This window comes from Blastococcus aggregatus, from assembly GCF_900221005.1.
GTDB classification, from domain to species: Bacteria; Actinomycetota; Actinomycetes; order Mycobacteriales; family Geodermatophilaceae; genus Blastococcus; species Blastococcus aggregatus.
In genome coordinates this window covers 851842-866574 of the sequence record NZ_OBQI01000002.1, presented here as the reverse complement: position 1 = coordinate 866574, position 14733 = coordinate 851842, and the positions used below count along the sequence as shown (strand labels likewise).

General features: G+C 74.5%; 13 protein-coding genes. 8 read left to right on the top strand and 5 right to left on the bottom strand.

The features are described 5' to 3' along the window. Positions 1-3153: AAA family ATPase (locus CRP29_RS09895; protein ID WP_097194924.1), on the top strand; the 3153-nt coding region annotated here is incomplete at its 5' end. A gap of 354 nt (positions 3154-3507) precedes the next feature. On the opposite strand, the gene CRP29_RS09890 is transcribed toward CRP29_RS09895, so the two are convergent. After that, positions 3508-4053 carry a hypothetical protein gene (locus tag CRP29_RS09890; RefSeq protein WP_097194812.1) on the bottom strand — a complete coding sequence of 182 codons (546 nt, stop codon included), beginning with the start codon at positions 4051-4053 and terminating at the stop codon, positions 3508-3510. A gap of 241 nt (positions 4054-4294) precedes the next feature. On the opposite strand from CRP29_RS09890, the gene CRP29_RS09885 reads away from it, so the two are divergent. The 4 genes from CRP29_RS09885 (at position 4295) to CRP29_RS09870 (ending at position 6479) form a co-directional block, all read left to right on the top strand. Then, positions 4295-4498 carry a hypothetical protein gene (locus CRP29_RS09885; protein WP_097194811.1) on the top strand — a complete coding sequence of 68 codons (204 nt, stop codon included), beginning with the start codon at positions 4295-4297 and terminating at the stop codon, positions 4496-4498. Between the two features lie 81 nt (positions 4499-4579). Further along, on the top strand, positions 4580-5074 hold the full coding sequence (locus tag CRP29_RS09880) for a DUF2975 domain-containing protein (RefSeq protein ID WP_097194810.1): 495 nt from the start codon (positions 4580-4582) through the stop codon (positions 5072-5074). Beyond that, the gene (locus CRP29_RS09875; RefSeq protein ID WP_097194809.1) at positions 5074-5319 is read left to right on the top strand and encodes a helix-turn-helix domain-containing protein; all 246 of its coding nucleotides are present in this window, start codon (positions 5074-5076) and stop codon (positions 5317-5319) included. Before CRP29_RS09880 ends, CRP29_RS09875 begins: the two co-directional genes overlap by 1 nt. After that, positions 5316-6479, top strand: a complete 1164-nt coding sequence (locus tag CRP29_RS09870; RefSeq protein ID WP_097194808.1) for an NAD(P)/FAD-dependent oxidoreductase — start codon at positions 5316-5318, stop codon at positions 6477-6479. Before CRP29_RS09875 ends, CRP29_RS09870 begins: the two co-directional genes overlap by 4 nt. A gap of 6 nt (positions 6480-6485) precedes the next feature. Here the strand turns inward: CRP29_RS09870 and CRP29_RS23555 are convergent, their stop codons facing one another. After that, positions 6486-6611: a hypothetical protein gene (locus tag CRP29_RS23555; protein WP_281256792.1), complete on the bottom strand. Its 126-nt coding sequence runs from the start codon at positions 6609-6611 to the stop codon at positions 6486-6488. 199 nt (positions 6612-6810) lie between these two features. Between CRP29_RS23555 and CRP29_RS09865 the strand changes: the two genes are divergently transcribed. After that, positions 6811-9450: a putative bifunctional diguanylate cyclase/phosphodiesterase gene (locus CRP29_RS09865; protein WP_141437098.1), complete on the top strand. Its 2640-nt coding sequence runs from the start codon at positions 6811-6813 to the stop codon at positions 9448-9450. A 297-nt stretch (positions 9451-9747) separates the two neighbouring features. Beyond that, positions 9748-10365 carry a hypothetical protein gene (locus tag CRP29_RS09860; protein WP_097194806.1) on the top strand — a complete coding sequence of 206 codons (618 nt, stop codon included), beginning with the start codon at positions 9748-9750 and terminating at the stop codon, positions 10363-10365. Between the two features lie 9 nt (positions 10366-10374). Here the strand turns inward: CRP29_RS09860 and CRP29_RS09855 are convergent, their stop codons facing one another. Genes CRP29_RS09855 through CRP29_RS09845 form a run of 3 tightly spaced genes read right to left on the bottom strand, consistent with a single transcriptional unit; the run spans position 10375 to position 13732 of the window. After that, a complete protein-coding gene (locus CRP29_RS09855; RefSeq protein ID WP_097194805.1) occupies positions 10375-11454 on the bottom strand; it encodes a lysylphosphatidylglycerol synthase transmembrane domain-containing protein in 1080 nt (359 codons plus the stop codon). Then, positions 11451-12020 carry a hypothetical protein gene (locus CRP29_RS09850; RefSeq protein ID WP_245852690.1) on the bottom strand — a complete coding sequence of 190 codons (570 nt, stop codon included), beginning with the start codon at positions 12018-12020 and terminating at the stop codon, positions 11451-11453. Before CRP29_RS09850 ends, CRP29_RS09855 begins: the two co-directional genes overlap by 4 nt. Beyond that, a complete protein-coding gene (locus CRP29_RS09845; protein WP_097194804.1) occupies positions 12017-13732 on the bottom strand; it encodes a phosphatase PAP2 family protein in 1716 nt (571 codons plus the stop codon). The genes CRP29_RS09850 and CRP29_RS09845 overlap by 4 nt, the downstream gene beginning before the upstream one ends. A gap of 96 nt (positions 13733-13828) precedes the next feature. Between CRP29_RS09845 and CRP29_RS09840 the strand changes: the two genes are divergently transcribed. Continuing rightward, positions 13829-14725: an ABC transporter substrate-binding protein gene (locus tag CRP29_RS09840; protein ID WP_097194803.1), complete on the top strand. Its 897-nt coding sequence runs from the start codon at positions 13829-13831 to the stop codon at positions 14723-14725. The last annotated feature ends 8 nt before the right edge of the window (positions 14726-14733 follow it).

The window sequence follows — 14733 nt, the reverse complement described above, 5'->3', positions numbered from 1 at the left end:
CTGCACCTGCAGTTCCTGTCCCGGGTATTCGCCGCGGGGAAATGGCGCGGCTTGCACACCGTCGGCGTCCGCGACTTCTTGGGCGCGATCAACGGGATCGGGCACGCCGCGATGGCGTGTGACCCGGAATTGAACGCCGCCTTCGCCGCGCACGGCTACCGGAAGGGCGCTACGGGAGAAATACTGGAGCTCGCCGAGTACACGGGTCCGTTCAGCGCCCGGCACGCCCAGATCGCCCGGAATGTGGACCGCTACGAACGGGAATGGACCGCAGCGCACCCCGGCGAATCCCCCGGGCCGGTGCTGCGCCGAGCCTGGGACGTCCGGGCGTGGGCCGACGGCCGCCCGGACAAGATCACTGCCCAGCCCGGGGTCGGGCTGGAGGAACGCTGGCGGGCCGAGCTGTCCGCCCTCGGCTACCGCGACCCGGGAAAGCCGGTCGACCTGGCCCCCACCCCGATCGGGGCCCTCGATCGAGACGAACTGGTGCAGCGCGCGCTGGCCCGGCTCGCGGCCGGGCGGTCGGCGTGGAACGCCGCCGACATCCGGGGCGAGGCCGAGCGGCTGATCGCCGCCGCAGGCGTCGTCGCCGACGCCGGGGTGCGCATCGAGCTGGCCGAAGACCTCACCGCCCGCGCGATGGACCGGTGCGTGCCGTTGCTGGACCGCGACGGGGTGCCCGAGCACATCCGCGCGTGGACCTCCCAGCCGGTCCTCGACGTCGAAGCCGACCTGACCACCCGGCTCGCCGCCCGCACTGCGCGCGGCGTGCCGGACACCGTCCCGGCACTGCCGGTCGAGCGCGTGGCCGCCGCCGGCCGGCTGGATGCCGGCCAAGCCGCGGCGGTCGCCGCGCTCGCCGGCGACCGGCCCCTGGTGGTGGTCGAGGGCGCCGCCGGGGCGGGCAAGACCACCACCCTGTCCGCCACCCGCGACCTGCTCGAGGCACAACATCGCCGGCTCGTGGTGGTCACCCCCACCCGCAAGGCAGCCAAGGTGGCCGCCTGCGAGGTGGGGACGGCCGCCGGGTCGGCGGCATCCCTGGCCTTCCAGCACGGCTGGCGCTGGAACGACGAAGGGCGTTGGACCCGGCTCACCGCCGGCCAGGTCGACCCGGCGACCGGCCGTGTGTACGCCGGGCCGAACGAGGCCGCACAGCTACGGCCCGGGGACCTGCTGCTGGTCGATGAGGCCGGGATGCTCGATCAGGACACCGCCCGCGCCCTGCTCACCGTCGCCGACGAGTGCCGGGTCCGGGTGGCGCTGCTCGGCGACCGGCACCAGCTGTCCGCGGTCGGCCGCGGCGGCGTCCTAGACCTCGCCATCGGCCAGGCCGACCCCGGGGCGCACCTGACACTCGACTCCGTGCACCGCTTCACCCGAACCGACGAGGAAGGCCGCACAACACGCGACACCGGCTACGCCGAGCTGACCCTGGCCATGCGCACCGGCGAGGACCTCGGCGCCGTCTTCGACGCCCTCCTCGCCCGCGGCCAGATCCGGCTGTTCCCCGACGCCGCCGCGCTGCGCGACGCGCTGGCCGCCACCGCCGCCGAGTCTTATGCCGCAGGCCGACCGGTGGCCGTGGTGGTGGACACCCGCGACCAGGCCGCCGAACTCAACACCGCCATCCGGGAACGGCTGGCCGTCGCCGGCCGGGTCGATGACCGAACGGTGGCCGTCACCGGCGCCGGGGAGCGGATCGGCGCCGGGGACCGGATCGCCACCCGGCGCAACGACCGTCACCCCGACGTCGCCAACCGCGACACCTGGGTGGTCACCGCGGTCGGCCGCCGCGGCGGGCTGCTCGTCACCCCTGCTGTCACCCCCACCGGCACCGTCCCCGGGAACGGGTCCGGCGGTGTCACCCCGGCCGGCCCAGGGACCCGCGTACTGCCCGCGGACTACGTCACCGAGCACGTCGAGCTCGCCTACGCCTCCACCGCGTACGGCGTGCAGGGCGACACCGTCACCGCCGCGCACGTGGTGGTCGGCGAGCGGACCGGCGCCTCCTCCTGCTATGTCGGGATGACCCGCGGCCGAACGGCGAACACCGCCCACCTCGTCGCCACCGACGCCGACCAGGCGCGGGGACAATGGATCGCCGTGTTCGCCCGCGACCGCGCAGACCTCGGCCCCGCCCACGCCGCCCAGCTCGCCGCCGCCGAGGCCGCCCGGTACGCCACTCCCCGCCCGCTGGAGCAGACGCTCGCCGACCTGCACTCTGCGTGGACGGCCGAGCAACGCTGCCTCGACCGGCTCGCCCACGACCTGCCGCGCCGGGACGCGCTGCGCGAGATCGTCGCGCTCGAGTCCGCCCACGCCGACCGGGCCGCCGCGCTCACAGATGCGTATCGGCAGACAGGGATCGACGCCCGCCACGCGACGGCGCGGGCCGACGCCAGCGGCGCGGTCGTCACCGCCGAGACCGACCGGATCCGCGACACGCTGCTCGGCAGCTGGGACACTGGGCGTGACGCCGCCCGTGACGCCGCGCAGGTCGTGCTCGATGGTCCCGGCCGGCTCCGGCTGCGGCGGGCGGCGGTGAACCGGGCCGGCGAGCAGCTGGTCGACTGGGCGGACGCCTGGCGGCCCTACCTGCCGGCCATGCCCACCGACCCGCAGCAGCTCGCGCGCCTGGCTGACCGGTCCGACGACCGACCGCGGCTGTGGACTGCCTTCGACTCCTACGCCCGCCACCACGCCGAACACGCCCATCCGGAGCACGCTCAGTTGCGCGAGACCGCAGCCACCGCCCAGGAGACCCACCGGCACGCCGGGGCCGCGCTGGCCGACGCCCGCCGTCAGCACGAGGACCGGCTCGCCCGCTTCGGACCTCTCGCCCGAACCCTCGACCCGGCGGAGCGACTGTCCGACACCGACCGGGCCATCACCGCCGCCCGAGCAGAACTGGCCGCCGTCGGCGCCCGCGTTGCGCGTCTGACGGCCGAGCCGGCTCTTCTCGCCCAGCCGGTCGACCGCCTCGCCCAGGAGCGGGTCACCTGGCGTGCACACCAGGACGCCGACCCGAACCCACACGGATCGGCCGCCCCGCTGCTGACCGCCTCCGAACCGGGTGTCCGCCGCCCGCGGCCCGAGGATCTTCAATACATCTCGCCGCACCGCGCCCCGGGGCGGGGCATATCGCGCTGAACGGGCGGCCCTCCCCGAGCCTCCGACGACGGGGCTGAGACTCGGCCGCCAGCGTCGACGCTCCGTCGCCCAGGCGGGGGTGGGTGCCGCGAGCCTACGGCGCTCACCACCACGCGGATGGTTCACCGGCGGCGTGCGGATCAGTGGGGGCACTTCGCCCGACAGCCGCCCACACCGCGCCCACAAGACGCCCACAGAAGGGCCGTCCGCGACCAACGTCGACCGAACGCAGCAAACGGTATTTCTGCTGGTCAAGACACAGTTCCGCGGAGAATGCGCTGATCAGAAGAGCGTCTCTTGGGAACTTTTAATCCGCGGGTTGTGGGTTCGATCCCCACGGGGCCCACGTCCGAGTTATCGCTCGGCCCGGATCACCGCGGTGGTCCACCCCGGACCCAGCGTCCAGCGGTGACCCACGAAGGGCGCCGTCAGCTCCTCGTCGTCGGCGACGAGGAACCGCGACCGTTGCCGGCCGCTGACCTCGTCCAGGTACTGGGTCTCCAGGCCGGTCACGGCGTAGGCCGCGGCCACGAAGTTGCCGACGACGGCGACCAGGACCCCGGCCTCCAGGACGGCTTCGGGCTCGACGATCCAGTCGCCCCGCACGCCGTTGGCCTGCGCTGTCGGGGACCACGCCACCGCCCAGCCTGCCCCGTCCCGCCATGCCTCCGACGTGTACTTCGGCTCACCGATCCGCACGACGAAGGCCGGGGGAGCCCCGGGCGCGACTTCTGGCCGCTGCTGCAGCTCGCGGACGGCGTCGACCGAGGCCATGCGCCGGCTCCCGCGAGCCGGCGCGCCACCCAGCAAGCCGGTGCTGAGCAGCTTGGTGGCGGACCCCTTCGACACGTCGAGGAGCCGAGCGGCTTCCAGGACGCTGATCTCGTTCGGCTCGGTCACGATGCCGTGCTGGTGCCGGGGTGCACGGTGCGGTACGTCATCGGGTCCTCCTGCTGGGCCGGTACCCGCTCAACGTAGGGCGTGCCGAGCCGAGCGCGGGGGCCCGGCCGGGCCGCGGATCCGCCGGCCCCCAGCATCGGCAGTGATCGGCGTCGGTTCCCGGGTTCACGTCGGGCGCCGGCGGCCGATGCTGGGAGGGGGGGTGCTGTTCGCACCGCCACGGCACGACCGAGGAGAACCGATGAACTTCATGCGTCGCCTGCAGTCGGAGAGTCCGATCCTCTTCCTGGTGGTGCTGTTCGTCGGCATCTTCGTCGCCTTCCAGCTGCTGCTGTTCGTCGCCGAGCTCGTGCTGGGCCCCTTCGGGCTGCCGGGATGGGCGCCCCTGGTCCTCGTGCTGATCGCGCTCGTCGTCGTCGCCAAGCGGCAGCAGAACTCGAGGTAGACCTGCCTCGCAGAGCGACACGCATCGCTGACCGCTTCCTATCGATTGACTTTCGATAGAAAGTCCTCGACAGTCGACTGCATGACGCACTTGCGCCACGTGGTGCTGCCCCTCCGGATACTGCTGGTCATCGCCCTCGCCGCCCTGCTGGCCGCGCAGGTCTGGGCGGTCCCGGCCGTCTTGCCGGACATCTCCGAGCCGTCGCTGGAGAGGTCCGCCATGCGCGCGGTCATGTTCGTCGCGGCCGTGGTCGGGCTCGCGTGCGTCCAGGCCGTCGTCGTCTGCACCTGGCAGCTGCTCACGCTGGTCACCGACGACCGGATCTTCAGCGACGGCGCCCTGCGCTGGGTGAACGGCATCGTCCGGGCGGTGGTCGCCGGCTGGCTGATGCTCGTCGCGACCTTCGTCTGCTCCTACTACTTCATCATCGACGAGGTCAGCGACGACGCCGTCCTCCCCGCGCTTCTGCTGCTACTGCTCCTCGTCGGCGCCGTGCTCGGTCTGCTGATGGTGGTCATGCGCGCCCTGCTCAGGCAGGCAACGGCGCTGCGGACCGACATGGAAGCGGTCATCTGATGCCCATCGTCGTGCGCATCGACGTGGAGCTGGCCCGGCGCAAGATGAGCGTCGGGGAATTCGCCGAGCGGGTCGGGCTCACCCCGGCGAACGTGGCCGTGCTGAAGAACGGCCGGGCCAAGGCGGTGCGCTTCAGCACGCTGGAGGCCATGTGCCGGGTGCTCGACTGCCAGCCCGGCGACCTGCTGGAGTGGGTGCCGGACGACGAGGTCGCGGCCCACCCCGCACCCCAGGGCCAGCGATGAGCAGCGTCCCGGAGACCGTCGTCCTGGTGGTGGGCGCCGGGCTGGCCGGACTGCACGCGGCCACGCTGCTCGCCCGCCGGGGACACGAGGTGATGCTGGTCGACCGGAGGACCGACCTCACCACGGCCATCCGCACCACCGGGATCTTCGTCCGCAAGACGCTCGACGACTTCCGGTTGCCGGACGGGTCCCTCGGGCCGCCGATCCGGCGGGTGGTCCTCTACCCCCCGGGACTGGCGCGGCCGGTGACCCTGGACAGCCCGCGGGACGAGTACCGGGTCGGCGACATGGCGGCGCTGTACCTGGCCGCGGCCCGTGCGGCGGCGGAGTCCGGCGTGCGCGTCGTGCTGGGCACGCGCTACACCGGCCGCGGGCTCAGCTCCGCCATGCTGACCGGCCCGGGCGGGCCCACGTCCGTGCGGACCCGGTTCCTCGTGGGTGCCGACGGCGCGCGGTCGAGGGTGGCCCGCGATCTCGCCCTGGACCGGAACCGGCAGCTGCTGGTCGGGGCCGAGGAGGTCTTCCCGGTGGTTGGCGGCGCCGGGCCGCCGGCGTTCCACTGCGTCCTCGACCCCTCGATCGCGCCCGGCTACCTGGCGTGGGTCGTCAACGACGGACGGCACGCCCACGTCGGTGTCGCCGGCTACGCCGACCGCTTCCCCGACGGCATGGTGGCCGCCCTGCGACGCTTCCGTGCCGCGGCGCCCGGGCTGTCCGGGGTCGAGCGTCCGGACGAGGTCGACCGGCGCGGGGGGCCGATCCCCGTGGGTGGCCTGCTGCGCCGGATCAGCTGCCCCGACGGGCTGCTCGTGGGCGACGCGGCGGGTGCGGTCTCACCGCTGACCGCCGGCGGCCTCGATCCCTGCCTCCGGCTCTCGGAGCACGCCGCCGCCGTGCTCGACGAGGCGCTGCGGTCCGGTGACCGCGCGTTGTTGGCCCGCTATGACGGCGTCGCGCTCCGGGCCGGCTTCCGGGGGCGGGTACTGCTGCGCCGGGGGCTGGCCCGCGTGCGCACGCCCGCTGTCGCCGCGGCTGCCTTCCCGCTGCTCCGGACGCCGTCGGGGCGGGCGGTGGCCCGCCGCATCCTGTTCGGAGACCGGTCGTTCCCGACCCCGACGAGCCCGGGCCGTACGGCGACCCCGCGGGCCGCCGTGCCGTGAGGTCGGTCAGCCCCGGGGGATGGCGGGCTTCGGCGGCAGGACGAGTTCGCGGCGGATGCGCAGCCGCCCGGGCAGGCGCGGGCCCGTGACGGTGGGGTGGGCGGCGCTGGAGCGGTCGGGGCGGGCGGGCATGTCGATCTCAACTCTCCTCGGTCCGGCGGTATGCCCCGAGCGTCGCGGAGGGGTCTGACAGTTCCCGGTGGGCGGAGCTGGCAGTTGCCTGCCAGCCGCCGGCGCCCCGCCCTCGACCGCCCGCCCCCCTCGTCCGGGGTGCTCGGCGTTCTCAAGAGGATCCCGGCGGCGCCGATACGGAACTGTGCGATTCTCCCGGGTGACGAAGCAGCGCCGCCGCCGCGGTGCGCCGCTGTGGCGGTACCTGACGGCGCTCGTGATGCTGCCGCTGATCGGTGTGGTCGTCCTCGCCACCGCCGCTGCCCAGGCGCGGGCCGCCGAGGCGTCCAGCGCCGAGCGCGCCGAGGACGCCATGCGCACCTTCGCCGTCCTCGACGCCGCTCGCCGCGGTGCGGAGCAGGAGCTGATCCCCGTCCTGTCGCTGCGCCTCCTCGCGGACCCGCAGACCCTCGCCGTGCTGAACCTGCCCCCGGAACTGGTGCAGAGCCAGGCGCAGACCGCGGCCGGCGACGCCGCACGGGCCCGCGCCGTCACCGACCAGGCGCTCGCCGACGTGCCGTACGGATCGGTGGGGTGGGCGGCGGCCGAGCGGTCCGCCGCGGACCTGGCCGTCCTGCGCTCCGGGACCGACACCGGGGACATCGAGGACGTCTACCTCCGCTTCCTGGCAGTGTCTAACGACCTCATGACCGCTCAGCAGGCGGCCGCCGCGACCGCCACCGCGGAAGGCATCCCGAGGGCCACTCTCCGGGCCCTCCAGGACGTGCAGACCATCGCCCGTCTCACCCAGGCCGCGAGCCGGCAGCTGCCGCTGTTCCTCGGGGCCATGTTCGCCGGCGACGACAGCATGATCGGCTCGCGCACCGCCTGGCAGACCGCCGGGCTGGACTTCACCGACGCCGAGCGCCAGATGGAGTCGCTCTCCCAGCCCGCCCTGCGGTCGGCCTGGCGGGACGTGCAGGACTCCGAGCCGGCCACCACGGTCGACCGCCTGCTCGCCGGCGTGGACAGCGGCACGCCGGTGTCCGTCGCATCGGTGGTCACCCTGATCCTCGCGACCCAGGAGCGCAGCGCGCTGCTCGGCGAGCTCGTGGACAGCGCGATCGGGAACGCGCAGGAGCTGGTGTCCGCGGACCGGCAGCACGCGAACAACCAGCTGCGCGGCATCCTCGGCCTCGGTGCGGGCCTCCTCGCCGCCTCGCTGGTCGGTGCCCTGGTCCTCGGGCGCCGCGTGGCCCGGGCGCTCCGCCTCCTGGCGGGTCAGGCCACCCAGATCAGCCAGGGCTCGCTGGTGGAGGTGGAGGTGGACGGACCCCGCGAGGTCCGCACCGTCTCGGCCGCCCTCGGCTCCGCCGTCGCCGGGCTGCGCCGCATCCAGGACCAGGCCCAGGCCGTCGCCCGCGGCGACCTGGACAACGCCCTGCTCGACCAGCCGCTCCCCGGACCGCTCGGCGAGGTCGTGCACGCCTCGGTGCGGGAGATCGTGCACTCGGTCCGCCAGCGCGAGGAGCTGCAGTTCGCCCTCGCCCACCAGGCGACGCACGACGCGCTCACCGAGCTGCCCAACCGCGCCCAGGCCGTCACGCTCGTGACCGCCGCACTGCACCGCGGCCGGCGCTCCGGTGAGATGACCGGCCTGCTCTTCGTCGACCTCGACGGCTTCAAGGCGGTCAACGACGGTCACGGCCACGCCGCGGGCGACGAGGTGCTCCGCGAGGTCGCCCGCCGGCTCAGGGCCGCCGTCCGACCCGGGGACGTCGTCTGCCGCCTCGGTGGCGACGAGTTCGTCGTCCTCGTGGAGCCCGTGCACACCGAGCACGACCTGCTCGAGCTGGCCCACCGCCTCATCGCATCGGTGAGCGAGCCGATCGGCGTCGGCCGCGGCCGCGTCCGCATCGGCGCCAGCATCGGCGTGGCGATCAGCCGGGACGGCAGCACGGACGCCGACGCGCTGTTCGCGGAGGCCGACACCGCCGCCTACCGCGCCAAGGCCTCCGGCCGCGGCCGCGCCGAGGTGTTCGACGAGACGCTGCGCCGGCAGCTCCAGCAGCGCGCCGAGCTCGAGGCGGCCATCGCCGCCGGTCTGGTCAACGGCGAGATGCAGGTGGCCTACCAGCCGGTCATCGACGTCGCCTCCGACCGGATCATCGGCTACGAGGCCCTCATCCGCTGGGAGCGGCCCGGCATCGGGCTCGTGCCCCCCGACGAGTTCATCCCGGTGGCCGAGGGCTCGCGCCTGATCGGCGACGTCGACCGGTGGATGCTGCACGCGGCCACGCAGCAACTGGCGCAGTGGCGGGCGGAGTCCCCGGCGGGGCCGGGGGACCCCGACCCCACGATCGCGGTGAACATCTCCGGCCGCCACCTGGCCGACCCGCGGGTGATCACCGACGTCGCCGACGCGCTGGCCGCCTCCGGGCTCCCCGCCCGCCTCCTGACGCTCGAGGTCACCGAGACGGTGCTGGTCGACGACCCGCTCGCCTACGACCACCTCACCGAGCTGCGGGCCCTGGGCGTCAGCATCGCCATCGACGACTTCGGCACCGGCTACACCTCCATCGGCCAGCTGCGGAACATGCCGGTCGACACGCTCAAGATCGACCGCAGCTTCGTGGCGTCCACCGAGCCCGCCCACCGGGAGCTCGTGGCGCTGATGATCCGGGCGGCGCACACCTTCGGGCTGACCGTCGTCGCGGAGGGCGTCGAGGAGCCCGCGCAGCTGGCCCGGCTCAAGGCCCAGGACTGCGACCAGGCGCAGGGCTTCCTGCTCTACCGCCCGATGGGTGCTCCCGAGGCCGGGGCCCTGCTCCGCAGGACCGAGGCCGCCGGTTCCGTCTGAGCTGCGCGGACACGCCACCGCGACGGCGTGTCCCGGCATGACCGCGGTGGTCCAGGCCCCCCGCACGCTCGGGACGGCACGTTCCTGTCGACAAGTGGTCGCCCGCGGCGGCGGGTGACCGGCTCTGCCGGCGGCTCGCGCAACGATCCGGCCACACGGCTTCCCACGCGCGTCGGCAGGGCTGACGGACGCGCTCCCGCCGCCTACCTTTCTGGCATCGCGACGCCACGGCCGGCGACGCGGTGCCCGCCCCTCTTCCCCCGGGGCAGGTTCTCCATGGATGGATGGACAGCAACGATGAGTGTTCTGGGTGGTCTGCCCGGCAGTGGAGTCGTCGCCGACACCGGCGTCGAGGGTTGGTGGCTGGTCGGCGGCAGCGAGGACGAGCCCGGCCAGGTGCTCGCCGGCCCCTTCCCCGAGCGCGCCGAGGCGGGCTGGTCGGCCGCGGCCCTGGCGGACGGAGCGGCCGCGCGGCCGGCCTACGGGATCCGCCGCGCCGACGGGTCGCTCCGCCGGCGCCCGTCGCCCCAGGAGTGGGCGTGGCTGGACCACCTGACGGCGCAGCTCGACCGGCTGCCCGAGGACTGGCGTCCCCTCCTCGCGGAGGAGGACCCGCTGACGACGCTCCTGGTCGAGGTGACCGCCGCGCTGGGCGAGGCCGGGCTCCCGCTGCACGACGCCGCGGGCGGGAGCGGCGCGCTCGGCGGTGCCTGCCTCACGCCGACGCCGGAGCTCGACGGCGTCGTCGTCGCGTGGCGCCAGCACGACCGGATGAGCGTGGACCAGGTGCACGGCACCGCCGCCGACGGCGCCGTGCAGATGGCGATGAACCGGGCGCTGGCCGAGGTGCTCGCCGCCCGCGGGCTGGAGCCCGAGGCGTGGGGCGCGGCCGTCGTCGTCCGTCGGGAGGAGTGACCGGCCGGCTCACACCGATTCGGGCACCAGTTCGGTGCGCGGCGCGGTGTTGGGCTCCCGCCGCCACGAACGGTTGTGCCGCCAGAACAGGTAGGCGCCGATGCCGATCGGGATCGGCAGCACGTAGGTCAGCGTGCGGAAGACCAGCACGGCGGCGGCGACCAGCGCCCGGGGCCCGCCGGCGGCCGCGAGGCCGGTGATCAGCGCCAGCTCGATGACCCCCAGCCCACCGGGCGTGAACGGGACGGCGGTGAGCAGCCGGGCGAACGCGAACACCGCCAGCACCTCGACCCCGCTCACCTGGTCCCCGTCCACCCCGACGAACCGCAGGGCGAGCAGCAGCACGAGGAACAGCGAGAGGTGGCTGACCAGCGTGGCGAGCGTGATCCAGTGCCAGCGGGCCCGCAGCAGCAGCGCCGTCCGCTCGCGGAACTTCGTCGTCGCCCGCTCCCAGCCGGTCACCGGCCCGCGGCCGAAGGGCCGGCGCAGCGCCGAGGCGATCCGGCCGGCGGTCGTGCCGATGCGCTCGGCGCCCTCGCGGCTGCGCAGCAGCCCGCCGAGCAGGACGACGGCGACCACCAGCCCGGCCAGCCCGACCAGGCCGGCGCCGATCCGCGCGGCGGACGGGGGTGAGCTCAGCGCGAGGAGGGCGAGCGCGAGCACCGGCAGGCCGAGCTTGGCGAAGTTGTTCCACAGCCCCGACACCAGCAGCGACACCGAGGTGCGGGAGCGGGAGAAGCCCCACGACGAGTTCATCGCGTAGGTGAGGCCGAGCGAGATCGCGGCGCCGCCCAGCACCGTGTTGGAGACCGCCGTCGTCGCCTGGGTGGAGACCAGCGCCTGGCGGAGCCGCAGCCCGGGCGTGGTCGAGACCATGACGAACTGGTAGGTGGCGAGGTTCCAGGCCGCCGCGAGGGAGAGCACGGTCAGCTCTCCCCAGGTCATCCCGCGCACCGACGACCAGACGTCGGACAGGCTGGTGAACTGGGGCAGGAACCAGGCGAAGACCCCCGTCACCAGTGCGACGGACAGCACCCCGCCCAGCAGTCGCCGGCCGCGCGGCAGGGCCGGCCGCCCGCCCGCGGTCACGGGTCGAGCTCCAGCCGGTCGTCGGTCTGCTCGCGGACGGCGGCCCGGACCGCGTCCCGGGGGACGGTGCCGATGCCCTGGGTGGCGAAGCCGAGCGGCTCGGCCCGGTTCTCGCCGGAGAGCCGGAACAGCACGCTGATGCAGCCGCCCTCGAAGACGTAGTAGCGGGTGCCCACGTACTCCGGCGTCACCTGGGCGACCCGTTCCCAGCGCTGCATCGCCTCGCGGTCGCTGGGGATCCGGGTGGCGCCCCCGGTGTCGCAGGACTCGTCGAGGCGGATCTCCACGGCGCGCACGCCGTCGCGGTCGGAGTCCAGCCAGAACCGGGCCTCCTCGTCGGTCGCCTCCAGTCCGGAGACGTCCCAGCCCAGCGGGATGACCTCCAGGCAGGGCACCCAGGTCGCCGTCGGCACGGACTGGGCGAGCAGGACCACGCCGTTGGCGGGCGTGCCCTCGTCGCCCTCCCGGCAGGCGACCACCTCGGAGTCCAGGACCACCGGCCGGACGCACCCGGCGAGCAGCAGCGGCGCGAGGAGCGCGACCAGCGCGCCCTGGCGGCGGCTCACAGCGGCGAACCCAGCAGGCCGACGGTGACGACGGCGGCGACGGCGGCCGCGGCGACGGTGACGGCGGTGAGCCCGAACCGGCGCCACGTCCACCGCTGGATGTGCACCGGGGGTAGGCGGAAGGGCAGCAGCCGCAGGAAGTCGCCGTGCAGGTCGCGGCCCTGCTGGCGCAGCATCCGGCGCAGCTGGGTGGGCATCGTCAGCCCGCGGGTCGCGGCGAAGGCCTCGGCGATCTCCTCGTCGCTGAACTGCCGTCGGGCGCGGGCGTAGACCCGTGCGGCGTCGGTGCGCAGGGCCAGGACGAGCATCATGTTGGCCAGGTCGACCGCCTGCCGCCACGGGCTGGGCCGCACCTCGGCGAAGGCGGAGTCGATGAGGAACAGTTCGCCGTCGCGCACCAGCAGGTTGGCCGGCTTGATGTCGCGGTGGGCCATGCCGATGTCCCACATCCGGCGGACCGCGGCCAGCCCCTGGTCGATGATCTCGTCGTCGATCTCGGCGTCCCCGACCTCCTGCGCGCCCGCGATGAACTCGGTGACCAGCAGGTACTCCCGCTCCGGGGTGATCTCCACGATGCCCAGCGGATGCGGCACCGGCAGCGACGCCTCCCAGAACAGCCGGAGGATGTAGTCCTCGTACTGCACCAGCCGCCGGACGGTGTGGAAGGGCTTCTCGTCCTCGAGCCGGCCGTACAGCAGGGTGCGGCCGAGCTTGTACCAGCGGTCGGAGCGGACGTGGGTGATCGCGTAGAGCTTGCCGAACACGCAGCTCTCCTGGGCTGCCGACGAGGAGTGGGCCTTCACGGTGATCTTCAGCGGGGTCGAGCCGCCGGAGCCGGCCAGGCCGAAGGGCGTCACGTCGGTGGCGAGCAGGCCGAGCTGGTCCTGGAGCGCACGGACGATCGCGTCGCCGCGCTCCCCGGAGACGTCGAGGTGCGCGGGCCGCCCCCGGCTGTAGCGCACCGGGTAGACGGAGTTGGGTGTGAGCAGCCGGAAGGCGGCCAGCGGCCCGGCCACCCCGAGCACCACGCCGGCGACGATGCCGGAGGGGTGGTCCTGGGCCAGGTACAGCCGCGACAGCGCGGTGAGCACGAGCAGCCCGCAGACCACCCACTTGCCGATCGTCCGCTTGCGGCCGGGCGGGACCAGCGCGTAGACGGTGCTGACCAGGAATGCGGCGAGCACGGTCATGGGCAGCGAGGGCATCGAGAACCCCGACCACCTGCCCAGCAGCTCGACCTCGAACGGGCGCGGCCGCTGCAGCGTCGTCGCCATGACCGCGGCCACGTTGACCACGACCAGGACGACGCCGAACCAGACGAACAGGTGCCGCCAGCGACGGAACGCCACGAGGAGCACCAGGTTGGCCAGCCACATGACGTGCAGGGCCCGCTCGGTGGCGAGCAGGCCGGCCACCTGCGCGACGTCGACGCCCACCGGCGAGCGCAGCTCGGCGAACGCCTGGAGGACCCGGGTGTCGGCGACGTCGAAGTAGCGGATGGTCCCGGTGGCGACGACGACCGCCCAGGCGAGAACGACCGCGGCGCTGAGCCCGAGCCACCACTTGCCGGAGGCGCGCAGTTGCCGGGGCAGTGCGGGAGGCTCGCCCGAGGGGCGGCGCCGGCGGCGGACGCGCGCGATGGCCGGCGGTCCCGGCCGCACGGTCGGGCCCGCCGTGGCCCTCGGAGGCAGTGCCTGCGGCACGGACGCCATGCCGGGGAATGGTGCCCTCCGAGCCGCGCCGCGACCATCCCCTTTCGCCCCGGGACCGTTCTACGGTGACCGGACGCGCGGGGCGGAGGTGACGCGGTGCGGGCACGGGCGGCGGTCCTGCTCGCGCTGCTGCTCGCGCTCGCCGGCTGCGGCGGCGGCCCGGCCGAGGGAGCCCCGGGGCCGGCCCCCACCGTCCGGTTCGCCTCGTACGACTTCGCGGAGAACCAGATCCTGGTCGAGGTCTACGCCGAGGCGGCCCGCCGCCGCGGGCTGCCGGTGTCCGTCCAGCACGGCATCGGCACCCGGGAGGTCGTCTCCCCGGCGCTGCAGCAGGGCGTCGTCGACGTCGTCGTCGACTACCTGGGGACGGCGCTGGCCTTCGCCCGGCCGGAGTTCGCCCGTCCGCCGGTCGCGCCCGAGGAGATGCACGCGGTGCTCGTGCGGACCATGGGCGGCCGCGGCGTCGACGTCCTCGCGCCGTCGACGGCCGAGGACCAGAACGGCTTCGTCGTCACCCGCTCCTTCGCCGCCGAGCACGGCGTCCGCACGCTCTCCGACCTCGCACCGCTCGCACCGGAGCTGGCCTTCGGCGGCCCACCCGAGTGCCCCGCCCGGCCCTTCTGCCTGCTCGGCCTGGAGCGGGTCTACGACCTGCGGTTCGGCGCGGTGCTGAGCATGCCCACCCGTGGTGCGACGCTCGAGGCGCTGCTGTCGGGGCAGGTCGACGTCGGCATGCTCGAGACGACCGACGCCCGGCTGGCCGTCGCGCCGGTGACGCTGCTCGAGGACGACCGGGCCCTGCAGCCCCGGGAGAACGTCGTCCCGATGGTCGGCGCCGAGGCCGCCGAGCGCTGGGGCGAGCCGTTGCGCCGGGCGCTGGAGGAGGCGAGCGCCCGGCTGACGACCGAGCAGGTGATCGAGCTCAACCGGGCGGTGGAGCTCGACGGCCGCACCCCGGCCGAGGCGGCGGCGTCCTGGTGGGACGCCCAGTGAGCAGCCGC